This window comes from Litorivivens sp., assembly GCF_057445395.1.
Window position 1 is genome coordinate 12,652 of sequence record NZ_JBVBUV010000041.1, and the last position, 21,146, is coordinate 33,797.

Sequence of the window (21,146 nt, forward strand, 5' to 3'; positions counted from 1 at the left end):
TTGAAGGCACATACCGTTATTATGCTGACCTTGTGTGGGCTGCTGCTTGCCTGCAGCAATAGCCAGTTGCGCGACGACGAAACCGAAACCTTTCAGCCGCGTATTCTGGCTGATGGCAGCAAGATGTTCGATTATCGGCTAGATACCCCCTCCAGCCAGCCGCAAAAACCAAAACTCGTTTTCGATGCCAACGAAACCCGCGATATGAACAGTCCGCCAGAAATGGCACCCTACTCCGCAGAAAAGGAAAAAGCCCACATTGAAACCCGGGTGCTGAATCTGATCGACGAAAAAATTCGGGTGACGGGTTACTGCCGACAAGGCTATGTTGTGGTCAGACAACAGATCGGCTTCAGTCAATCGCTTGTCACCGGTGAGTGCAAGGAAAGCGCCACTGACGAGGATCACCGCGCCTTTATACGCCAGTAGGCCAGCCGGGAGCACCCATTGACCGCGAGACTCGAAGGGCTCAACCGTTTTGCCGCCGATCACCAGCTACCACCTGCTTTTGTCCATTTGGCCCAAACGCACTATTTCCCTCTGCTTGACTGGCTGAGCAATCATAAGCGCAGCCCTCACTTGCTGGGCATCAATGGCTGCCAGGGTTCGGGAAAATCCACGCTCGCTGACTTTCTGGCCCGTTTTCTGGGTGAGGAGCACGGCTGGAATGTTGCCGTGCTGTCTATCGATGACCTCTACCTCACCCGCGCCGAACGCCAATCGCTCGCGCAAACCGTTCACCCGCTGCTGCAAACCCGGGGCGTGCCCGGAACCCACGATGTGGCGCTGGGCATGAATATTCTCGACCGACTATGCGCACAGCAGCGCGGCGAATCCACCGCCATCCCCCGCTTTGACAAAAGTTGCGATGATCGCGCACCGGCTCACACCTGGCCCGCAGTCACCGGCAAAGTGGACATGGTCATACTCGAAGGTTGGTGCGTAGGCTCCCGGCCCCAGCCGGCGCAAGCACTGAAAACACCGGTCAACGCGCTTGAAGCCGAGGAAGACCCTGAGGGTCACTGGCGGGCATTTGTAAATCGCAGTCTGCAAAATTACCAGCAACTATTTCAGCGTTTGCATACAATGGCACTGTTGAAAGCGCCAGACTTCAGTTGTGTGTATCATTGGCGACTGGAGCAGGAGCGCAAGCTTGCTTCGCGCAATCCCGACGGCAAAGGGCTGATGAGCGCCGACGAGATTGCACGCTTTATTCAGCACTATCAACGCCTCACAGAGGCCAACCTCTCCGACCTGCCACATACCGCAGACGTCGTCTTAGAGTTAAATCACGAACACGGAATAGATCGCGCTTACTATCAATGACTAGAATTGTCGTCGCCTTATCATCCCTGATTCTCAGTGTTGTGCTGTTCGCCAGTGGCAATGCATTCGTAAATTCTTTGCTGGGCGTACGCATGAGCCTGAGCGGTATCGACTCCATGACCATTGGTTCGGTGCTATTTTTCTTCGCGCTCGGCTTTGTAATTGGCTCGCGCGTCTGCCAGCGAATCATTCAACGTGTTGGCCATATTCGCGCCTTCGCCGTATTTTCCGCAGCTATCGCCATAGCCGCGCTGATTTATCCCATGTGGCAATCTGTTTGGCTTTGGAGCGTGCTGCGTTTTTTCAGCGGCATCGCCGCTGCAGGCCTGATCATGACCGTGGAAAGCTGGTTCAGCTGCGTAGCAACCGAAGGCAACCGCGCACGCCTTTTTTCTATGTACCAGATCTTCTTTTATTCCGCAGTAGCGGGCGGCCAGCTTCTGCTACAGGTGGCCCCGCCAGAATCAGCTGTCCCCTTCAGCATCGCAGCAATACTGCTGGTGGCATCGCTGATCCCGCTCGCCATGAGTCATATGCACTCTCCAAACATTGAAGCGGTAGAGGCTCTACCCATGGTGGAGGTCTATCGAGAAGCACCACTGGGCGTTATTGCGTCACTGCTAAACGGCGTCGTGATGAGCGGTTTCTATGCGATGGCGCCGGTGTATGCCACAGGTACCGGCCTCGATGTCGAACAGATCTCCGTGTATATGGCGGTGGCCATCCTCTCGGCAATGATCATTGCCGGCCCCATCGGCTATTTTTGCGACCGCCATGATCGCGCCCGGGTCATGCTGGTAGCCACTCTCATTGCCGGCCTCGCAGGCGCCGCAGTTTTTCTGATTGGCGATCTGAGTTTTCTCTGGCTATGTGCCTTTACCGCAGTATTTTTTGGCCTTGCGGCCTCGATCTATTCGATCGCCGTGGCCATCACCAATGACCGAATGACACAAAACCAGATTGTTGCCGCCAGCGCGACCCTACTGACCGCTTACGGCATTGGCAACCTGATTGGCCCACTGCTGAACGCGGGTGTTATGAACGCTATTGGCGCCAACGGCTTCTACGTAACCAATAGTTTACTGCTGGGATTGCTGGTGGTTTTCATCTTGCGCGACCTGCAGCGAGTACCGGCTTTGAGCCCGGATGAGCAAGAAGATTTTGTCGCCGTATCGCCGGATGTCTTGCCAGTCATGGTTGAACTCGACCCCAGGAACGAAGAATACGACGAAGATGAGAAAACTCTCGACGACCTCTTCTTCGACCCTAAGGAAAGCGATCTCGAAGAAGAAGCCGAAGCAGCTCAGAAAGCCAGTTCGGGGGTAATCCCCTGAGCGGCAAGCCAATCGTTGATAGCCAGGCCAGTGCCCATACTCCAGCCCTTTAACTCATTCACTGGCACGATCTTATAGTCATCCAGCTCATGATTGAGTTTGATCTCGCCGGCAGCTTTTATGTGATAGGCAATGATCACCTGATTCTGCTGTGGAAAGGCATAGACACCTACCAGTGAGGAGTCTAACGCGTGCAGGTTAAGCTCCTCCTTGGTTTCTCGCTTGGCACATTCCAGCGGATCCTCACCCGCCTCGAGAAAACCAGTAATAATGGAATAGAAGGTCTTTGGCCAATTCACGTTATGCGCGAGCACAACACCGCCTTCCACTTCCACGATCATGGCCACCACCGGCGTCGGATTATTCCAGACCACAAAGCCACACTGCTTGTCCTGGCAGCCTTTGCGAATCTCACTATCGATCAGCACTTCTCCCAGCGGGCTGGCACATTGGGGACAATAGTTCATTGGTAACCTCTTATGCTTTTACGTGTAGGGGGATTTTGCCACAGTGGGCGATCGTGAGACTATTTTCGTCTTTGAACAACGCTGACAGGATACACATTATGGAACTTGGACTAACCGGTAAAACCGCGCTTGTTACCGGGAGCCATCGCGGCACGGGTGAAATTATCGCCAACACCCTCGAAAATGAGGGAGCAACAGTGATTCGCCACGGGCTCAAGGATGGCGATCTCGACGGCGCCACAACCGGCGTCTACGGCGATATCGCCACGGAAAGCGGCTGCGCACAGGTCATTGAACAACTTGCTGCGCTGGGGCAACGAGTCGACATTCTGGTGAATAACTATGGTACAGCGAGCCCCGGCAAATGGGGGAAAACCCCAGAAGGTGACTGGCTCGATATGTATCAGAAAAACGTACTGTCAGTGGCGCGGCTGTGCGACGCACTGGTACCGGCAATGAAAGCGGATGGCTGGGGGAGAATTGTCAATCTGGGAACGATTGGCAGTCATCAGCCTAACCGCATCATGCCTCACTACTACGCGGCCAAGGGCGCGCTGGCCACCATGAGCGTCAGTCTGACACAGGAACTCAGCAACACCGGGATTACCGTCAATACCGTTTCGCCCGGTTATATCCGCACACCCGAGCTGGAAGCTGGCTTTCGATTGAAGGCAGAAAAAAAAGGCTGGGGCAGCGACTGGATCACAATTGAGCGCAAAGTGGTTGAAACCGAGTTTCCAAATCCCTGCGGGCGGCTGGCCACCCGAGAGGAAGTCGCGGATCTGGTGGTTTTCTTATGCAGTGAGCGGGCTGCATTTATTAACGGACAGAATATAAGAATCGATGGCGGAGCTATACGCTACGTGTGAGGAGCCAATTCTCCAATCAATTCATCCAGGATTGCAGCAAAGGCGGTATCTGCTCGGCAGCAGTTCCCTTAAGCCACACAAACCCGTCTGGCAGTGAGTCGACCTCCGGAGCAATCAGGTAGCGCTCCGTTTTATCGGGAGCCAACGTAATAAAACCCGCCGCAGGATAGACTGACAACGAAGTGCCCACTACCAGCAATTTGTCTGCCTGCGCAATATGGTTGCATGCCTGATCGGTGTTATGCACTGACTCACCGAACCACACAACGTGCGGGCGCAATTGCGAGCCGAGCCCGCACAGATCCCCGAGCTGTATATCACGCTCACCCAATGGGTAGACCAACGTTTCCCGTTCGCTGCTACGCGCTTTCATCAGCTCCCCATGCAGATGAATCACGCCTCTGGATCCTGCCCGCTCGTGCAGGTCGTCCACATTCTGGGTGACAATCACAACCTCGTGATACTGCTCCAGTGCCGCCAATGCGCGATGCGCCGCATTAGGTTGAACCCGACGCAACAGCTGACGGCGCTCGTTATAGAAATCCAGCACCAGCTGCGGGTCTCGAGCCCACGCTTCCGGTGTGGCAACGTCATACACGGAGTGATTGCGCCACAGGCCATCAGCGCCGCGAAATGTCGGCAGGCCGCTTTCGGCGCTTATACCCGCCCCACTGAACACCACAACCTTTTCGCGCATTTATTCTGTCGCCAGTGGGGCCAGTTTTTTCAGGGTTTCCATATCAAAGCCGGTTTCGCCATCCTTGCGCAGGGCCTGAATACAGACATGATCGGCGCCACACCGCCAGTGTTCTCGAATCCGTGCCGCCAACGCATCCTCATCACCCCACGCCACAATGGCATCCACCAACCGGTCAGAGCCACCGTCGTCAAAATCTTTTTCTTCAAAGCCCAGGGAAAGTAAATTGGCGCGATAATTTTGCAGGCTGATATAGGTCGCCATATAGCCTCGGGCGATACGGCGCGCCTCCGTGGGGTCGGTTTCGAGCAACACCATCTGTTCCGGAGCGAGCAGCTTGTCAGGGCCGAGTATTTCGCGTGCGCGGCCGGTATGCTCGACCGGCACAAAATAGGGGTGAGCACCGTCGGCTTTTTCGGCCGCCAGCCCCAGCATGTTCTGACGCAGCGCCGCCAACATTAGCAGGCCCTGTCGCTCAGGCTGCGGGCCTGCGAAGAGCGCGCCCTCCATCAACTCCAGGTAGCGGCGCATGGTAGAAACGGGCTTACCGTAGTCATGGTGACGAAAGGTGCTGACCATTTCCGGGTGCGATACGCCAAGTCCGAGTATCAATCTGCCGCCACTGAGCCCATCCAGGGATTTACGCACTGCCTGCATAGCCATCGCATCGCGGGCATAAATATTGGCGATTCCTGTTGCCAGTTTCAGCGTGGAGGTTTTCTGCGCAATGACGGCGAGGGTAACAAAAGGATCGTTGCCTACGGCTTCAGGCACCCAGAGTGCCGAATAGCCCAGAGTTTCTATGGTGTGAGCAAACTGAGCAGCACCATCAAACCCAGCGTTATCGACCCAGGCCCAGACACCCAGTTTGCCAAGCGTCGATTTGGCCATAGCATTCTCCTTGTCGCAGTCAAAGGAGAAACGCTATCGCGCTTAGGTCTTAGTGGCAAGTGCCCCCCTCGCGTTAACGCAAGGGAGCACGCAGATCAGAGAGGGTAATGCTCGGGATAGGGCAATTGCGCCACACCGGAATCAACCGCTGCTTGCGCGACCGCAGCTGGCACCTTCGACAACAAACGCGCATCGACGGGCTTGGGGATAATGTAATTGGGGCCAAATTCAAGAAGGCCACAACCACAGGCATCAATTACTTTTTGCGGTACGGGTTCTTTAGCCAGATCACGGATGGCATGAACCGCCGCGATCTTCATCTCTTCATTGATGCGACGGGCGCGAACATCCAGTGCACCACGAAAAATGAATGGAAAGCCCAACACATTGTTGACCTGATTCGGGTAGTCAGAACGGCCAGTGGCCACAATAATGTCGTCGCGCAGTGCGTGCGCCGTTTCCGGTTTGATTTCCGGGTCGGGGTTTGAGCAGGCAAAAATTATCGGCTTGGGCGCCATGGACAGCAGCATCTCGTCACTGACCAGATCCGGGCCCGACAGGCCGACAAACACATCTGCGCCATGCATGGCATCGGCCAGCGTGCGGGCATCCGTATCGTTTTCAAACTCTTCTTTGTATTCGTTCAAGCCTTCGCGGCCGGGATAGATAACGCCGCGACGGTCTATCATGAAAATATTATGGTATTGCGCGCCCAGACTCACCAATAAGCGCATACAGGCAATCGCTGCTGAGCCGGCACCGAGACAGACAATTTTTGCCTCTTCGATGGTTTTACCCTGAATTTCCAGCGCGTTCAGCATACCTGCCGCCGTCACGATAGCGGTGCCGTGCTGGTCGTCGTGGAACACCGGAATGTTGCACTGCTCAATCAGAATGCGTTCAATCTCGAAACACTGAGGCGCCTTGATGTCTTCCAGATTGATCCCGCCAAAGGTATCAGCAATACGCACAACAGTGTCGATGAACGCCTGCGAGTCTTCGGCGTTGACCTCGATGTCAATGGAATCCACATTGGCAAAACGCTTGAATAACAGGGCCTTGCCTTCCATCACCGGCTTACTCGCCAGTGGACCCAGATCGCCCAGACCGAGAATGGCGCTGCCATCGGAAATAACCGCAACCAGGTTGCCCTTGGCGGTGTATTTGTAGGCCAGCTGCGGATCGCGGGCAATCTCCCGCACGGGCTCCGCGACACCCGGGCTGTATGCCAGGGCCAGGTCCCGTTGGGTTTCCGCAGGTTTGGTTAATTGAACGCCGATCTTCCCCGGCGTCGGTTCGGCGTGATACGCCAGCGCAGCGCGCTTGAAATCCTCAGACATTGCAGGTCCGGTTCGTTGAAATAACCCTAAAGAGGCGCAGAAGCATATAGAAAAGCGAGGGGCGCCTCAAGGGCACGGCAGGCCACTTTTCGAGATGCATCCAGCATAACGAGTGTGTTTACTGTGAATACTTACTTCCTCGCAGAGAGGGCCCACATCAACTGCTGGGCATTATGGTGTGACGGAGTTGATTTCGCCCACCATCCTTTGCTTCGTAAAGCTTCTCGTCCGCGATATCCATTAACCTATCTAACGCCAGCTGCTCATAGTCCACGGTGGTTACCAAGCCTGCACTCACGGTGAGCACATCACCCGTCTTTGCACCCTTGTGTTCAATACCGGCCCCGGCAAGTTTTGCCACGAAGGCCTCCATGAGACCCACAGCTTCGCGTGGCGACAGACCAACCATAATTACCGCGAACTCCTCGCCGCCGTAGCGCGCCACAAAACAGCTTTCAGCACTAAACGCTTCTTTCAGTATCGCGGCTACTTTCTGCAGGCATTCATCGCCATAGCTGTGTCCATAGCTATCGTTCACTTGCTTGAAGTGATCTATGTCAATGAGCGCGAGCGTTAAACAATCAATCTCATCGGCTTTATGGAGAAGGCTCTGAAGCTCTTCATCAAACGCCCTGCGGTTAAAGAGATCAGTCAGTGGGTCTTTGACGGCCAGCTCACGCGTGCGGATTTCAGCAAGTTTTCGCGTAGTGACGTCAATATGCATGATTGAAACATAGGGCGCCCCGTCCACCTCAAATCGGGTGACACGCATGGTGAACCAGCGCTTTTTTGTCGGGCTATGGCAGGGGTATTCAAGGTACTCAAGTTTCGACGCGCCGGTGGCGACAAGCTTGATAGCCCGGACAGCCCGTCGAGCGTGCGCATCACCACCCTTGGCTGCCTTCTCGCAGCTTTCGAAGTAGTTCATACCAACGCCGGCAATGGTCGACGCGCACCCGGCGTTCTGCTCTCCAAACGCCTGCCAGGCGCTGTTAACAAACACGATGTCGCCTGCCAGTGTTGTCACAGAGATAGAGGAATTAAGCGAATGGATCGTAGCACGTAAGAACTTCGCCTCTGCTTCCGGAGAAACCGAAGGATTGTTCATTGAAATCTGAGCCCTCTGGCGCCATCGATGAGGTAAAGGGTTTCTACTGCACTTGCGCCGGCCAAACTAAACATGAAACCCCTGCTGCCCCTACAGGTTAAGGCAAGCAACGCAAGTTTGCACCTTTTACGGATTAGTAGCATAGCGACGCACACCGAACCAACAGGCTTGGTTATACGCATCGCGGGAAGCGCGCAAAATGTCGGGCTGCGCATACCACAGCCCACCGGAAGGGAAAAATTTCTATGATTTCAATCAGATCGCCATGAACGACTGACCCTATTACCCTGCTGGATGATACTGCGGCAGGTCGTAAAGCCCGTCTACACAAGGCTCGCAAGCCTTATTAATTCTGTTCAGGACGGTAAACAGCAACGGCACGATATGGCTACTGATAACCGGCTTACCGCTGCTAACCAACGATACCGCAAGGTCGCGCTGCGGGTCTGCCCAACAAAGGATATTGCTAAAGCCCAAATGACCAAAAGCGTGATGGGTATCGACGCCGTACAGCCCCGCCGGCTTACCACCCAACATCATGCCTGCGCTATAGCGCATGGGTAGCATCAGTGATTTATCAAGACGAGCACCGCCGACCTCACGCGTACCGCGCAGCACTGTCACCGGGTCGAGAACGCGTTGGCCCTGCCACTCGCCGCGGTCCAGCATCATCTGGAAAAAACGGCACGCTTCCTCGGCGGTTGAATAAATATTGCCCGAGGGAATGACCGAAGATTTAAATTCCGGGCTATTTGAAATCTCAATGACCTCCGAGACACTGGCCCCGAGCACATTGCTAAGTAAATTTTCGATAGGCTTGGGGTTTTTCAGACCGGTTTCATAGTGACGCGCCACATTGTCATGATGCTCTTCGCCTATGCCATAGGTGAAATATTTCATACCCAACGGCTGTCGGAACACCGTATCGAGATATTGCTGGATGGTCAGGCCAGTAGTGACTTCAACCAGTTTCGCCATGACAAAGCCACCGGTAACCGCGTGGTAGGCTGATATCCGCCCGTCGCTATGCAGCGTTTCCATCTCGCAGATATGGCGCAGAGCTTCGTCCGGATTGTAGAGCACATCACGCGGCACATCCGCCGCAATACCAGGCACCCCTGCGCGGTGGCTGAGCAGATCGTGGATAGTGATATTGGCTTTGCCGCCCGCAGCAAACTCAGGTATGTAGTAACTGACGGGCGTCAGCAGCTCAACATGCCCTTCTTCCGCCAGTTTGTGAATCAGCATGGCCGATACTGCTTTCGACGATGAAAACAGGCACACCGGGGTCTCAAGAGAACCGACAACGGGCTCACACTCACCCATCGCGCCCTTGACGTATCCCAGCGACCGATTCAGGATCATCTCACCGTGACGGCGCACGCAGAGCGAAACAAACGGGTGAGCTCCACGGCGGTAAAAATCCTCCACCCCGGCCCAGATTGATTCCACTTCTTCAGCGGTAACACCGCTTTTGTTGCCAGCTCCCGCTTCGTTGGGATCAATATCCGTCAGCGGCGCCAGATCTTCCGGCACTTCAAAACCACGAAACACCTTGCGTTCGATCGCTTGCAACAACTTCTTCTTACGGGCAAACATGCCTACTCCTCGTCCGTCTCCAGCATCGCTGGGTGACGCAATACCATCATGTGCGCAGGATATTGCGCACGGTGCCTATCTCTATAAATCAACCATCCACGCACCGTCAACTCCTGTCCCACCAGGGATTGCATATCCACCCCCCGAAAATGGACCTGATCACGCTTATCAAGGCGTAGCGACAACGCACTATCCAATTCTATCCAGAGGGCTCGGCGACTGGGAGACACCCGCGTTACCCGCCCGGTGACACGCTTAAATCCGGCATCTGCCGGGGTTAGTGACTTCGCCCTCAATATCTCGGGCATCCGCCAAACACCGCGCTCGGACCGCCTCGCCGCCAGTTCAGCTGCTCGCAGACAGGCCACATCGCGAAGATTGGGCGGCACACTGACCTGCCAGCCCAATCCCTGCTGCAAAAGATACTCGCCCAGATGCTTTTTATCCCGGTCGCGATAAACCGCCGCCAAGGTGCGGCCATAGCGATCCATTGGCTCATGTCCCGGCGCCAGCCATACGGTTTTGCCAAGCCATTGCCTGACCGCCCGCGCCGCCGCGACAGCGTATGGCTGATGGGGGGCGCCATCACGGCCGATTTCCGGAGTATTAACGCCGATCAGGCGCACCAGACGGCCGTCGGTCAGACGCAGGGTGTCACCATCCACCACACTCTCAAGGGTGGCAGGCTGCAGGGAGGAGGGAGGGATACAGTCCGCTTGGGCGGCGGCTGCCAGCCAGACACATACAAAAACGCCCAACCATAACTGGCTGGGCGTTCCTGAAATCATGGACTGAAACCGGTAGGTAACAATCAGGCTTTTTTCGCACCGCGGCTGCCGAAGCGCTTGCGGAAACGATCTACGCGACCGCCGGTATCCATCATTTTCTGGGTGCCGGTGTAAAAGGGGTGGCACGCAGAACATACGTCAAGGTGAGTGTCCTGACACATGGTAGAACGGGTTTTAATCACATTACCGCAGCTGCAGGTAGCCGTGATTTCTTCGTATTTGGGATGAATATCCGCTTTCATGATGGAATCCTCTTGAGCGCCGCCACCTGATCTCTCGCCAGGCACCGCGCAGGTCATCAGTAATAAAAACCGGCCCAGACATTATGCCGGGGTCGAAACAGGCCGCGAATCTTACCAGAAGTTGCTTAATAATCAACCGAAAGTACGCGCAGTTCCTGTCTTTCAGCGATGTTGCTCAGGAAATTTTCTATAGCCTGACTACAGCTTTCATTATACTGCGCCGATGCTGATTCTTGATATTGCCGTTCCCTGCCCACTGCGCCGCAGCTTCGACTACCTGCCCCCGGAGAATGCAACCACCATTCAGGCCGGCATGCGTGTGCTGGTGCCGTTTGGCAACCGCCGGCTGGTGGCTGTCGTTCTCGGTACCAAACAGCACAGCCAGATCGCCAGCAACAAACTAAAGGCGGCGGTAAGTGTGCTCGATACCGAGCCCACCCTCAGCCCGGACCTGCTGGCGTTGGGCCGCTGGGCAGCCAATTACTACCACCATCCAATTGGCGAAGTGTTACAACAGATGCTGCCGGTGCGTTTACGCCGGGAAAATCCACCCCGGGAACAGGTGGAACTGGCCTACAGCGTCACCGATAGCGGGCGCGAAGCACTGGCAGCAGACCTTCTCAAACGCGCCAAAAAACAGGCTGCCCTTTTGTCTTGGCTAAGCCACCAGGAAAGCGCCAGTCGCAATACCCTCAAACAGAACGGCTACGACTACCCGGTCATCAAAGCGCTGCTGGACAAGGGCTATATCGCCGCCAGCCGCCACACGGCCAAGCCCGTGGCCGCCACTGCGGCTAAGACTCTCAATCAGGAGCAGCTGCTGGCCGTCAACGCCATTACAGAGGCCTCCAAGCAGTTTCAGCCCTTTTTATTGCAAGGTGTCACCGGTAGCGGCAAAACCGAGGTCTACCTCCAGGCCATAGAGCACTGCGCGCAATCCGGACGCCAGGCGCTGGTGCTGGTGCCGGAAATAGGGCTAACACCGCAAACTCTGCGCCGTTTTGAGGCGAGGTTTCCAGGGCAGGTCTGTGTGCTGCACTCCGGGCTGGCGGATGGCGAGCGCCTGACCGACTGGCAGCGCGCCGCCCGCGGCGACTGCGCAGTTCTTATCGGCACGCGTTCGGCCGTATTTGCCCCGTTTCGCGCACTGGGCCTGATCATTATCGACGAAGAGCACGACCCTTCTTATAAACAGCAGGATGGCTTTCGCTACTCCGCCCGGGATATCGCGGTTAAACGGGCCGCCGACCATCGCTGCCCCGTCGTGCTGGGCTCGGCCACTCCCAGCTTGGAAAGTCTGCACAATGTGAACACGGGAAAATATCACCGCTTGCAGCTCACCCAGCGGGCCGGCGGCGCCAGCGCACCCACCATCAAGTTGCTGGATATCCGCAACAGTGATCTCAATAACGGCCTGGCCCCCCAAAGTATGGACGCGATAGCCGATACCCTGGCTCGGGGCGAGCAGGCACTGGTTTTCCTGAATCGGCGAGGCTACTCCCCGCTACTGCAATGCCACGCCTGTGGCTGGGTTGGTCAGTGCGACCACTGCGATGTATCGCTTACGGTGCATTTTGGACGCCGACAGTTGCGCTGCCATCACTGCGACGCCTACAAACCGCTGCCTGATAGTTGCCCTTCCTGCAAAAACCACAGCCTCACCTACAAAGGCCCCGGCACCGAGCGTCTAGAACAAACTCTGAAGACCACTTTCATCAATACCCAGGTAATACGCATAGATCGCGATACCACCAGCGGCAAGGGTGCCATGCGCGATATGGTCAACGCCGTAAACGAGGGCAAACCATGCATTCTGGTTGGCACACAGATGCTGGCCAAAGGTCACCACTTTCCGCTGGTGACGCTGGTGATTATGCTCGATATCGACGGCGGCCTGTTCAGCCCGGATTTTCGCGGCGCGGAACGCGCCGGGCAGCTCCTGACACAGGTCGCCGGCAGAGCCGGACGCGCACAGCGCAAGGGCACGGTATTGATCCAGACCCACGCCCCCGATCACCCGATACTGGGCACGCTCGTTAGACAGGACTACGACCCCTTTGCCGAGCAGTTGCTGGCCGAGCGCGAGCAACTCGGCCTGCCCCCCTGCAGCCACACCGCCGTGATACGCGCCGAAGCCAACTCACTGGAGGCCTGCGACAGCTTTTTGCAGGCGGTGCGACGCGGCACAGGTATGCCCGGCAATGATGCCCAGTTCATCGGGCCACTACCCGCTCCCATCGCGCGCAAGGCTAACCGTTACCGCTGCTCACTGATTCTGCTGGCGCAACAGCGCAAACAGCTGCACACCCTGCTTAACAGGGCGCGGGCGGCCGCAGAACCACTAAAACCCGGCTTTGCCCTACGCTGGACGATTGATGTCGATCCACTGGAGTGGTTCTAACGCAACTTTTTGACGCATCTCACAAAGTAGCGAGGTGCTTGATGGCATCTTCCCGAGTTAATTCGGCGCCAGCTGGCAGACCGTAGGCGAAACAGGGATAATAGCCGCCCTCTTTTCACAGTAGCGTCCAGGAGTTACCCGCCCACCATGAAGGAACAGATCGTCACCCTGATCGAGCAGGCCATTGCATCTTTGCAAAGTGGCGACTGGCCTGCAGACCTCGAACCCAAGGTGCAGGTGGAGCAGACCCGCGACAAAAGCCATGGCGACTTTGCCAGCAATGTCGCGATGACCCTGGCCAAGCCCCTGCGCAAGTCACCGCGCGATATTGCCCAGCAGATCATCGACGCCCTACCCGACAATGCCCTGGTGAACAAAGCTGAAATTGCCGGCCCAGGCTTTATCAACTTCTTTCTGAACGCTGACGCTGCCACCGGCATCATAAGCGAGGTACTCGCCGCCGGCCGCAGCTTTGGTCGAAATGATGTCGCTCAAGGCAAAAAGGTGCAGGTTGAATTTGTTTCTGCCAACCCCACCGGGCCCCTGCACGTGGGCCACGGCCGTGGCGCCGCTGTGGGTGATGCACTGTGCCGCCTGCTGGATGCCACCGGACATCAGGTGACCCGCGAGTTTTACTACAACGATGCCGGCGCCCAGATAGACAATCTGGCGCGCAGCGTACAGGCCCGCTGCCAAGGCCTAGGGCCCGATAGCCCGCAGTGGCCGGAAGATGGTTACCGCGGCGAATACATTGTCGACGTTGCCAAATCGTACATGAACGGCGATACCATCGACGCGGAAGACAAACATGTGACCGGCGCTGCCGATGCCGACAATCTGGATGCGATTCGCGATTTTGCGGTGGCCTACCTGCGCCGTGAGCAGGATCTGGACTTGAAAGCGTTTGGCGTCGATTTTGATGTCTACTTTCTGGAATCCTCCCTCTACGCCGAGGGCAAGGTAGAAGAAGCCGTGCAGACCTTGGTTAAAAACGGCTTTACCTACGAAAAAGACGGCGCGCTGTGGCTGAAAACCACCGATTTTGGCGACGATAAAGATCGGGTCATGCGCAAGCGCGAAGGCGGCTATACCTACTTTGTACCCGACGTGGCTTACCACCTGAACAAGTGGCAGCGCGGTTTTAACACCGTAATCAACGAACAGGGCGCCGACCACCACAGCACCATTACCCGCGTTCGCGCCGGCCTGCAGGCACTCAATGCCGGCATTCCCCAAGGCTGGCCAGATTACGTATTGCACCAGATGGTCATGGTGATGCGCGGCGGTGAAGAAGTGAAAATTTCCAAGCGCGCCGGCAGCTATGTCACTCTGCGCGACCTGATAGACGAAGTGGGACGCGACGCCACCCGCTATTTCCTGGTGGCCCGCGCGCCCAGCTCGCAACTGACCTTTGATATTGATCTGGCCATTTCTCAGAGCAACGACAACCCCGTGTATTACATTCAGTACGCCCACGCACGGGTGTGCAGCGTGTTGCGCAAACTGTCCACACAGGGATGGAACTGGTCTGTAGAGAGCGGCTGCGATTCGCTCGATGCACTCACCGAAGAGGCCGAACTGGCACTGATGAAACGCCTCTCAGCCTACCCCGACGTGGTGACCACAGCGGCCAGCAGTTTCGAACCTCACACTATAGCCAACTACCTGCGCGAACTGGCCGGCGAATTTCACAGCTACTACAACAGCAACAAAGTATTAGAAGATAGTGAAACTGTTCGCAATGCCCGTGTTGCGCTTTCGGTTGCGGTACGTCAGGTTATTGCCAACGGGCTTGATCTGCTAGGCGTATCCGCCCCGGAGGAAATGTAATTGGCGACCAAACGCACACGCGGTGCAACCGCATCGCGTAAAACCGAATCTGGTATTCCCGCCTGGGTCGTATTCTGCGCCGGGGCAATCTGCGGCGGCTTTCTAACCTTTCTCGTATTTCTCAGCGGTGTTGATACTGGCAGCGAGAAAACCGAGGTTGCCAGCAAAAAACCGGAAAAGCCGGTGCCAGTGAGCAAACCGCGCACGGAAACCCAGTTCGATTTCTTCACGCTGCTGCCCGAACGGGAAGTCATCGTGCCCGAGGAGCAGCATCCCCGCCAGGAAGAGAACACCGCAAACGAACAGCAATATCAGTTCATACTGCAGGCGGGCTCGTTTAAATCCAATGCCGACGCCGATCGCCGACGGGCCGAATTGCTGCTGCTGGGACTAGAAGCCAAAATCGAAGCGGTAGAAGCAAACGGTGATACCTGGCACCGGGTTTATGTGGGCCCCTTTACCTCGCGCTCGAAACTGTCGAAGGCGAGAACTACGCTGATTTCAGAAGGGATAGAAACGCTCCTGCTGAAGCGAAAAATCGCAGGGTGATTTCCGGGCCAGACGCAGGAAGCCGTGGCGTCTGGCAAAAATATCGCCCAACCCTCGCAAAAGGGTTGAATTTCGCCCCCATCCCCCCAATATCTCCCTGATACCCGCCAACAACGAGGTTCTGAGTGGAACAATACCGAGGCACAACCATTCTCTCCGTACGCCGCAATGGCCAGGTCGTCATCGGTGGCGATGGCCAGGTGTCCATGGGCAATACCGTCATGAAAGGTAATGCGCGCAAGGTACGCCGCCTCTACGGCGACAAAGTGCTGGCGGGCTTTGCCGGTGGTACAGCCGATGCCTTTACCCTGTTTGAGCTGTTTGAGGCTCAGCTGGAAAAATACCAGGGGCACCTAACCCGTGCCGCCGTTGAATTGGCCAAGGCCTGGCGCACCGAGCGAGCCCTGCGCCGCCTGGAAGCCCTGCTCGCGGTTGCCGACAAAGAAACCTCTCTCGTGATTACTGGCAACGGCGACGTGATCGAACCCGAAGACAGCCTTATCGCCATCGGCTCCGGCGGGCCCTTTGCCCAATCTGCCGCCCGCGCCCTGCTGGACAACACCGACATGGATGCCCGCGATATTGTCGAACAGGGGCTGAAAATCGCTGCGGATATCTGCATCTATACTAATCACAATCGCGTGATTGAAACCCTTGAGACATAACACAATGCTGACTTGCCGGACGTCATACACCGGGCGCGACGGCGTCACCCATTCTGGTCAAACCATACACAACAAATTGCAGCACGTGCTTTTCACGTCAGTCGTAGCTACGTCAGACCTACGGAGTTCCCAATGTCACAAATGACACCCCGTGAGATCGTTCACGAACTGAACCGTTTTATCATTGGCCAGGACAAGGCCAAGCGCGCCGTCGCCATTGCCCTGCGCAATCGCTGGCGCCGCATGCAGCTCGACGAAGAGCTGCGCGCGGAAATAACCCCGAAAAACATTCTAATGATCGGCCCTACCGGTGTTGGCAAAACCGAAATAGCCCGCCGCCTGGCCAAGCTGGCCAACGCCCCCTTTCTGAAGGTCGAAGCCACCAAATTTACCGAAGTTGGCTACGTTGGCCGCGACGTAGAATCCATCATTCGCGATCTGGTCGACGTATCCATCAAAATGCACCGCGAAGCCGAAATGAACAAGGTTCGGCATCGCGCTGGCGACGCAGCTGAGGAACGCATCCTCGATATCCTGCTGCCACCCGCCCGGGATTCGCAGGATGCCAGTCCGGACAAGGAAAACAGCACCCGACAGATGTTCCGCAAAAAGCTGCGCGAAGGTGAGCTGGATGACAAGGAAATCGATATTGAAGTAAATGCCTCTCCCATGGGCGTGGAAATCATGGCGCCGCCCGGCATGGAAGAAATGACCAACCAGCTGCAAAGCATGTTTTCCAACATGGGCAGCCACCGCAAAAAGTCGCGGCGCATGCCGGTCAAAGCCGCACTCAAGCAGCTTACCGACGAGGAAGCCGCCAAGCTGGTTAACGAAGAAGAGACCAAAGCTCAGGCAATCCAGGCCGTGGAACAGAACGGTATTGTCTTTCTCGACGAGATCGACAAAGTGGCGAAACGCCAGGAAACTGGCGGCGCCGATGTTTCCCGCGAAGGCGTACAGCGCGATCTGCTGCCGCTGATTGAGGGCTGCACCGTAAGCACCAAGCACGGCATGGTCAAAACAGATCACATTCTGTTTATTGCCTCAGGCGCTTTTCACCTGAGCAAACCGTCGGATCTGATCCCCGAACTGCAGGGCAGACTGCCTACACGCGTTGAGCTGGAGGCCCTGACACCCGATGATTTCGAGCGCATTCTAACCGAGCCAAATGCCTCGCTGACCGAACAGTACATCGCGCTGCTCAACACCGAAGGCATGACCATCGAATTCACCGATGACGGCATTCGCCGACTTGCAGAAACCGCCTGGGAGGTTAACGAGCGCACTGAAAACATCGGTGCCCGGCGCCTGCACACCGTACTTGAGCGCCTGCTGGAAGAAGCGTCTTTTGTCGCCACAGATTCGGCGGAAAAAACACTGGTCATCGATGCGGCCTACGTGGATGCGCAACTGGGCGCACTGGCGAAGGACGAAGACCTCAGTCGGTTTATTCTCTAGCGAGAGCGCAAAACATGAGCGACAACATCACCCCGGCCGGCATAGAGCTACACCAGAAATCCCGAGAACTGGAGCTGGTCTATGCCAACGGCGAACGACACCGTCTTAGCTGTGAACTGCTGCGGGTACTGTCGCCATCAGCCGAAGTACGTGGCCACGGTGCCGGACAGGAAAAACTGCAAACCGGCAAGATCAACGTGGCCATCACCGACATCGTGCCGGTCGGCAACTACGCCATCCAACTCAAGTTCAGCGACGGACACGACAGCGGAATTTACTCCTGGAACTACCTGCGCGAACTGGTGGACAACCGGGAGCAGTACTGGCAGGACTACCTGCAGAAGCTCCATGACGCAGGCGCCAGCCGCGACCCGGAGGTGCAGGTAGTGAAGTTTTTCGACGCCGACAGCAACACCTGACTACCCAACACTGCTGTTCATATGGCATCGTAGCCCCTGAGAATTATTACAACGATAGCCAGGGGCAATTACATCATGCCAACAAAACCCTTCTACGGCTGGATTCTGGTCGCGGCCATGCTTGTGTTGCTGAGCGTTGGCTGGGGCACCACCGTCTATATGTTCAGCGTGGTCGCCGGTGCCTTGCACACAGAATTCAACCCGACCCGACTGGTGCTCATGACCTGCTCAACCGGCATGATGCTGATGGTGGGACTAAGCTCACCGCTGCTGGGTAAACTGCTGGACCGCTACCCCAATAAATACTTGATGATGGCAGGTACCGTGAGCATGGGGCTTGGCTTTATCTGTATCTCACTAAGCCCCTCTATTACTCTGGTCGTGGTGAGCTATATCCTGCCGATTGGTTTCGGTATGGCGACCCTGAGCACCCTCACCGTATCCACACTACTGGCGCGCTGGTTTGTGCGACGGCGTGGGCTGGCCATCGGCATCGCCGCACTGGGCACCCAGTTCGGCGGCTTTCTCTACCCACCCATTTTTGCCACCGTAATGGCCAACCACGACTGGCGCTTTGCCATTGGCGGGCTTGGCATTCTTATTATCGCAATCGTACCCGTGCTGGTCTGGACACTGGTGGTAGACCGGCCGGAAGACAAAGGGCTTCACCCGGACGGCGACGCCACCGCCGCGCCGGCTCCGGAGACGACCAGCACCGCCGAAAAGTTGTCATTCTGGCAGCTGTTGAGGCAACGCAACTTTTTACTGGTGGTGTGCATCGTGGGATCTGCAGTCGCCACCAACACCGTATTACTGGCCAATCTTGCCTTGTTCGCCACAGACCTTGGCGAGGCGGCAGTGCGCGGCGCCTTTCTGGTATCCCTGGTCGCCCTGCTTGGCGTGTTCTTCAGCCCAGCCGTTGGCTGGCTTAGCGATGTCATCAGTATCAAGCTGGTAACGGCATTGATTACCGCCTCACTGGCGGGTTCCTGCCTGGTATTCAGCGTGGCCACCAGCTACCCCGTATTGCTGATGGCTGCGTTTCTGATGGGCATCGGTGGCGGCGGTGTATTTCCGCTGTGGGCATCATTGGTTGGCAAGCTTTACGACACCCGGATTTACGGTCAGGTAATGGGGGCAACCACGCTGGTGATTGCCCTGTTTACGGCAATAGGCCCACCCTTCGGAGGCTGGGTACACGACACCACCGACAGTTATCGGCTGCTGTTTTTGACCTTGCTTGGCATCCTCAGCGTAATGACCGCGCTGATAACGCTGATTCGCCTGCCTTCTCAAACCGGCCAGGCTTGACCGCGCCTTACCGGAGCTTATGCACGGTCACCGGTTTGCCCGGCAACTGCAAATTGTAAAGATCGAGCCGACGATCCTTGAGGTTCGTCACAGTACCCTCATTATGCAAAATCTTGAGCTTGTCGAGGTCGAGGTCGGAAAACAGCAGCATTTCCGTATTCGGAGTGGCTTCGTTCAGAACTGCATCGTGAGGGAAGGCAAAGTCTGACGGGGTAAGAACCGCCGATTGAGCGTACTGCACATCCAGGCTGTCGACTTGAGGCAGGTTGCCAACACTGCCCGCAATGACCACATAACACTCGTTTTCGATAGCGCGGGCTTGGGCGCAATGCCGCACCCGCAGGTAGCCGTTTTTGGTATCGGTCCAGAATGGCACAAACAGTATCTCTACTTCGTGTTCCGCCAATAGTCGCGATAGCTCCGGGAACTCGCAGTCGTAGCAGATCAGAATCGCGACGCGACCGGCATCGGTTTCAAAAATGTTCAGGGTATCGCCGCCAACCATTACCCAGTCCCAGCGCTCGTGGGGCGTCATGTGCAGTTTGCGCTGCTCACCGACACTGCCATCTCGCCGACACAGGTAAGATACGTTGTAGATCTTTTCATCTTCGAGCAGTGGCATAGAACCGGTAATAATATTGGTGTTATAAGACACCGCCATATGGGACATTTTGTCCCGGAAGAGCTCGGTAAACTTGGCCAGATAACGAATAGCCTCAACCTGCCGGTCGTCATCTGCCAGCCCCATCAAGGGCGCATTGAAGAACTCCGGGAATAGAATAAAGTCGCTCTGGTAATCGGACACCGTGTCGACAAAATACTCTACCTGCGACAACAGCTCCTCGGCCGAACTCACGGTTCGCATCTGCCACTGTACTGCCCCCACTCGCACTGATGTGCGCCGGGTTTTCAACACAGCCTCTTCCGGCTGAAACAGAATGTTGCTCCACTCTAACAAGGTCGCATAGCCCTGCGAGCTTTCATCTTCAGGCAGGTATTTGTGTAGCAGACGCGTCACCTGAAAATCGTTGGACAGCTGAAATGTCAAAATCGGGTCGTAGATCTGTTTCTGGTCAACCTTTTCAATATATTCCGCAGGCGACATCTCGCTCTGGTGCTTGTGGTAATTGGGAATCCGACCGCCGGCAAGAATTGCGCGCAGATTGTACTGCCGACACAATTCCTTACGTGCGTCATACAGGCGTCGCCCCAGTCGATAGCCACGGTAGTCCGGATCAATCAACACATCCAGGCCATAAAGCGCATCACCTTCCGCGTTATTGAGAATCTGGTTGCGATGCCCAATCAGGTCGTCGTAGGCATGCGGGTTACTGAATTTTTCATAATCCACCTGCACCGTGAGCGCCATACCCACCAGCTTTTCACCGTCGGTGATACCGATCTGACCTTCGGGAAAGTCCTTGGTCAACTTGGCAATGGTGGATTTCTCCCAAGAACCACCAATGTCGTGATAGATCCGATCCATCAATGCCTTGATCTGCGGGTAATGGTCCATCGACAGATTGCAGATTTCTAGCTGTGGAATTTCGCTCATTGGTACTCCAGATTCAGGTGTATTCGCCAGCAATACAGGCACCCACCAACGCGGGTGCCCGGGTTATGTTGTATTAAAGCTGCCGGTTTAGAGATTTTCTTCCGCGAAAGCCGCCAACCGTGACCGCTCAATGCCATTAACATGCATGATACCGGCATGGGGGAAATGCTTGCTCTTTTCGACCAGGTAGGTCAAGCCCGAGGTTAGTGGAGAAATGTACTTGTTGTCGATCTGGGCGAGGTTGCCAAGCACCACGATTTTAGAATTAGCGCCCACCCGCGTAATAATCGATTTCAG

At 56.1% G+C, this 21,146-nt stretch carries 21 protein-coding genes; 11 read left to right on the forward strand and 10 right to left on the reverse strand.

Annotated features, from left to right (window positions below):
* Genes AC222A_RS12200 through AC222A_RS12210 form a run of 3 tightly spaced genes read left to right on the forward strand, consistent with a single transcriptional unit; the run spans position 1 to position 2,660 of the window.
* On the forward strand, positions 1-429 hold the full coding sequence (locus AC222A_RS12200) for a hypothetical protein (protein ID WP_372758860.1): 429 nt from the start codon (positions 1-3) through the stop codon (positions 427-429).
* Positions 430-447: 18 nt separating this feature from the next.
* Positions 448-1,326: a hypothetical protein gene (locus tag AC222A_RS12205; RefSeq protein WP_486775039.1), complete on the forward strand. Its 879-nt coding sequence runs from the start codon at positions 448-450 to the stop codon at positions 1,324-1,326.
* The gene (locus AC222A_RS12210) at positions 1,323-2,660 is read left to right on the forward strand and encodes an MFS transporter (protein WP_372747431.1); all 1,338 of its coding nucleotides are present in this window, start codon (positions 1,323-1,325) and stop codon (positions 2,658-2,660) included. The genes AC222A_RS12205 and AC222A_RS12210 overlap by 4 nt, the downstream gene beginning before the upstream one ends.
* Here AC222A_RS12210 and AC222A_RS12215 read toward each other — a convergent pair.
* Positions 2,630-3,127: an NUDIX domain-containing protein gene (locus AC222A_RS12215; RefSeq protein ID WP_372747430.1), complete on the reverse strand. Its 498-nt coding sequence runs from the start codon at positions 3,125-3,127 to the stop codon at positions 2,630-2,632. The two genes, AC222A_RS12210 and AC222A_RS12215, sit on opposite strands and share 31 nt — an antisense overlap.
* A 98-nt stretch (positions 3,128-3,225) precedes the next feature.
* Here AC222A_RS12215 and AC222A_RS12220 point away from each other — a divergent pair, with 98 nt between their 5' ends.
* Complete coding sequence (locus AC222A_RS12220; protein ID WP_372747429.1) at positions 3,226-3,996, forward strand: SDR family NAD(P)-dependent oxidoreductase; 771 nt, start codon at positions 3,226-3,228, stop codon at positions 3,994-3,996.
* 16 nt (positions 3,997-4,012) lie between these two features.
* On the opposite strand, the gene AC222A_RS12225 is transcribed toward AC222A_RS12220, so the two are convergent.
* From AC222A_RS12225 to rpmE, 7 genes are all read right to left on the reverse strand, one after another.
* The gene (locus tag AC222A_RS12225) at positions 4,013-4,693 is read right to left on the reverse strand and encodes an SIR2 family NAD-dependent protein deacylase (RefSeq protein WP_372747428.1); all 681 of its coding nucleotides are present in this window, start codon (positions 4,691-4,693) and stop codon (positions 4,013-4,015) included.
* Positions 4,694-5,584 (reverse strand): TIGR03620 family F420-dependent LLM class oxidoreductase, encoded by an 891-nt coding sequence (locus AC222A_RS12230; RefSeq protein ID WP_372747427.1) that lies wholly within the window; start codon positions 5,582-5,584, stop codon positions 4,694-4,696.
* A gap of 95 nt (positions 5,585-5,679) precedes the next feature.
* Positions 5,680-6,924 carry a malic enzyme-like NAD(P)-binding protein gene (locus AC222A_RS12235; protein WP_372747426.1) on the reverse strand — a complete coding sequence of 415 codons (1,245 nt, stop codon included), beginning with the start codon at positions 6,922-6,924 and terminating at the stop codon, positions 5,680-5,682.
* A gap of 157 nt (positions 6,925-7,081) precedes the next feature.
* A complete protein-coding gene (locus tag AC222A_RS12240) occupies positions 7,082-8,032 on the reverse strand; it encodes a GGDEF domain-containing protein (protein WP_372764761.1) in 951 nt (316 codons plus the stop codon).
* 282 nt (positions 8,033-8,314) lie between these two features.
* The gene (locus AC222A_RS12245) at positions 8,315-9,631 is read right to left on the reverse strand and encodes a serine hydrolase domain-containing protein (protein WP_372764759.1); all 1,317 of its coding nucleotides are present in this window, start codon (positions 9,629-9,631) and stop codon (positions 8,315-8,317) included.
* A 2-nt stretch (positions 9,632-9,633) separates the two neighbouring features.
* Positions 9,634-10,419: a thermonuclease family protein gene (locus AC222A_RS12250; RefSeq protein ID WP_372747423.1), complete on the reverse strand. Its 786-nt coding sequence runs from the start codon at positions 10,417-10,419 to the stop codon at positions 9,634-9,636.
* A 23-nt stretch (positions 10,420-10,442) separates the two neighbouring features.
* On the reverse strand, positions 10,443-10,661 hold the full coding sequence (gene rpmE, locus AC222A_RS12255) for a 50S ribosomal protein L31 (protein ID WP_372747422.1): 219 nt from the start codon (positions 10,659-10,661) through the stop codon (positions 10,443-10,445).
* Between the two features lie 223 nt (positions 10,662-10,884).
* On the opposite strand from rpmE, the gene AC222A_RS12260 reads away from it, so the two are divergent.
* The 7 genes from AC222A_RS12260 to AC222A_RS12290 all read left to right on the forward strand — a co-directional run bounded on the left by AC222A_RS12260 (position 10,885) and on the right by AC222A_RS12290 (position 19,294).
* Positions 10,885-13,062, forward strand: coding sequence for a primosomal protein N' (locus tag AC222A_RS12260; RefSeq protein ID WP_486775040.1), 2,178 nt, complete (start codon positions 10,885-10,887; stop codon positions 13,060-13,062).
* A 147-nt stretch (positions 13,063-13,209) separates the two neighbouring features.
* Positions 13,210-14,892 carry an arginine--tRNA ligase gene (argS, locus tag AC222A_RS12265; protein WP_486775041.1) on the forward strand — a complete coding sequence of 561 codons (1,683 nt, stop codon included), beginning with the start codon at positions 13,210-13,212 and terminating at the stop codon, positions 14,890-14,892.
* The gene (locus AC222A_RS12270) at positions 14,893-15,441 is read left to right on the forward strand and encodes an SPOR domain-containing protein (protein WP_372747419.1); all 549 of its coding nucleotides are present in this window, start codon (positions 14,893-14,895) and stop codon (positions 15,439-15,441) included. It abuts the gene before it with no gap.
* A gap of 125 nt (positions 15,442-15,566) precedes the next feature.
* Positions 15,567-16,106: an ATP-dependent protease subunit HslV gene (hslV, locus tag AC222A_RS12275; RefSeq protein WP_372747418.1), complete on the forward strand. Its 540-nt coding sequence runs from the start codon at positions 15,567-15,569 to the stop codon at positions 16,104-16,106.
* Positions 16,107-16,238: 132 nt separating this feature from the next.
* Positions 16,239-17,564 (forward strand): ATP-dependent protease ATPase subunit HslU, encoded by a 1,326-nt coding sequence (hslU, locus tag AC222A_RS12280; protein ID WP_372747417.1) that lies wholly within the window; start codon positions 16,239-16,241, stop codon positions 17,562-17,564.
* Positions 17,565-17,578: 14 nt separating this feature from the next.
* The gene (locus tag AC222A_RS12285) at positions 17,579-17,983 is read left to right on the forward strand and encodes a gamma-butyrobetaine hydroxylase family protein (protein WP_372747416.1); all 405 of its coding nucleotides are present in this window, start codon (positions 17,579-17,581) and stop codon (positions 17,981-17,983) included.
* 75 nt (positions 17,984-18,058) lie between these two features.
* Positions 18,059-19,294, forward strand: coding sequence for an MFS transporter (locus tag AC222A_RS12290; RefSeq protein ID WP_372758519.1), 1,236 nt, complete (start codon positions 18,059-18,061; stop codon positions 19,292-19,294).
* 7 nt (positions 19,295-19,301) lie between these two features.
* Here the strand turns inward: AC222A_RS12290 and AC222A_RS12295 are convergent, their stop codons facing one another.
* Positions 19,302-20,849 (reverse strand): GNAT family N-acetyltransferase, encoded by a 1,548-nt coding sequence (locus tag AC222A_RS12295; protein ID WP_486775042.1) that lies wholly within the window; start codon positions 20,847-20,849, stop codon positions 19,302-19,304.
* An 87-nt stretch (positions 20,850-20,936) separates the two neighbouring features.
* The coding region (locus tag AC222A_RS12300; protein WP_372747413.1) for a PhoH family protein at positions 20,937-21,146 on the reverse strand (210 nt) is incomplete at its 5' end.

What these genes read in the sequence shown, in the direction of transcription:
- AC222A_RS12230 (WP_372747427.1), bottom strand. Translation starts at nt 5,584, where the DNA reads ATGGCCAAATCGACGCTTGGCAAACTGGGTGTCTGGGCCTGGGTCGAT.
- AC222A_RS12225 (WP_372747428.1), bottom strand. Translation starts at nt 4,693, where the DNA reads ATGCGCGAAAAGGTTGTGGTGTTCAGTGGGGCGGGTATAAGCGCCGAA.
- hslU (WP_372747417.1), top strand. Translation starts at nt 16,239, where the DNA reads ATGTCACAAATGACACCCCGTGAGATCGTTCACGAACTGAACCGTTTT.
- AC222A_RS12290 (WP_372758519.1), top strand. Translation starts at nt 18,059, where the DNA reads ATGCCAACAAAACCCTTCTACGGCTGGATTCTGGTCGCGGCCATGCTT.
- AC222A_RS12245 (WP_372764759.1), bottom strand. Translation starts at nt 9,631, where the DNA reads ATGTTTGCCCGTAAGAAGAAGTTGTTGCAAGCGATCGAACGCAAGGTG.
- AC222A_RS12235 (WP_372747426.1), bottom strand. Translation starts at nt 6,924, where the DNA reads ATGTCTGAGGATTTCAAGCGCGCTGCGCTGGCGTATCACGCCGAACCG.
- AC222A_RS12250 (WP_372747423.1), bottom strand. Translation starts at nt 10,419, where the DNA reads ATGATTTCAGGAACGCCCAGCCAGTTATGGTTGGGCGTTTTTGTATGT.
- AC222A_RS12215 (WP_372747430.1), bottom strand. Translation starts at nt 3,127, where the DNA reads ATGAACTATTGTCCCCAATGTGCCAGCCCGCTGGGAGAAGTGCTGATC.
- AC222A_RS12260 (WP_486775040.1), top strand. Translation starts at nt 10,885, where the DNA reads ATGCTGATTCTTGATATTGCCGTTCCCTGCCCACTGCGCCGCAGCTTC.
- AC222A_RS12285 (WP_372747416.1), top strand. Translation starts at nt 17,579, where the DNA reads ATGAGCGACAACATCACCCCGGCCGGCATAGAGCTACACCAGAAATCC.
- rpmE (WP_372747422.1), bottom strand. Translation starts at nt 10,661, where the DNA reads ATGAAAGCGGATATTCATCCCAAATACGAAGAAATCACGGCTACCTGC.
- AC222A_RS12210 (WP_372747431.1), top strand. Translation starts at nt 1,323, where the DNA reads ATGACTAGAATTGTCGTCGCCTTATCATCCCTGATTCTCAGTGTTGTG.
- argS (WP_486775041.1), top strand. Translation starts at nt 13,210, where the DNA reads ATGAAGGAACAGATCGTCACCCTGATCGAGCAGGCCATTGCATCTTTG.
- AC222A_RS12220 (WP_372747429.1), top strand. Translation starts at nt 3,226, where the DNA reads ATGGAACTTGGACTAACCGGTAAAACCGCGCTTGTTACCGGGAGCCAT.
- AC222A_RS12240 (WP_372764761.1), bottom strand. Translation starts at nt 8,032, where the DNA reads ATGAACAATCCTTCGGTTTCTCCGGAAGCAGAGGCGAAGTTCTTACGT.
- AC222A_RS12295 (WP_486775042.1), bottom strand. Translation starts at nt 20,849, where the DNA reads ATGAGCGAAATTCCACAGCTAGAAATCTGCAATCTGTCGATGGACCAT.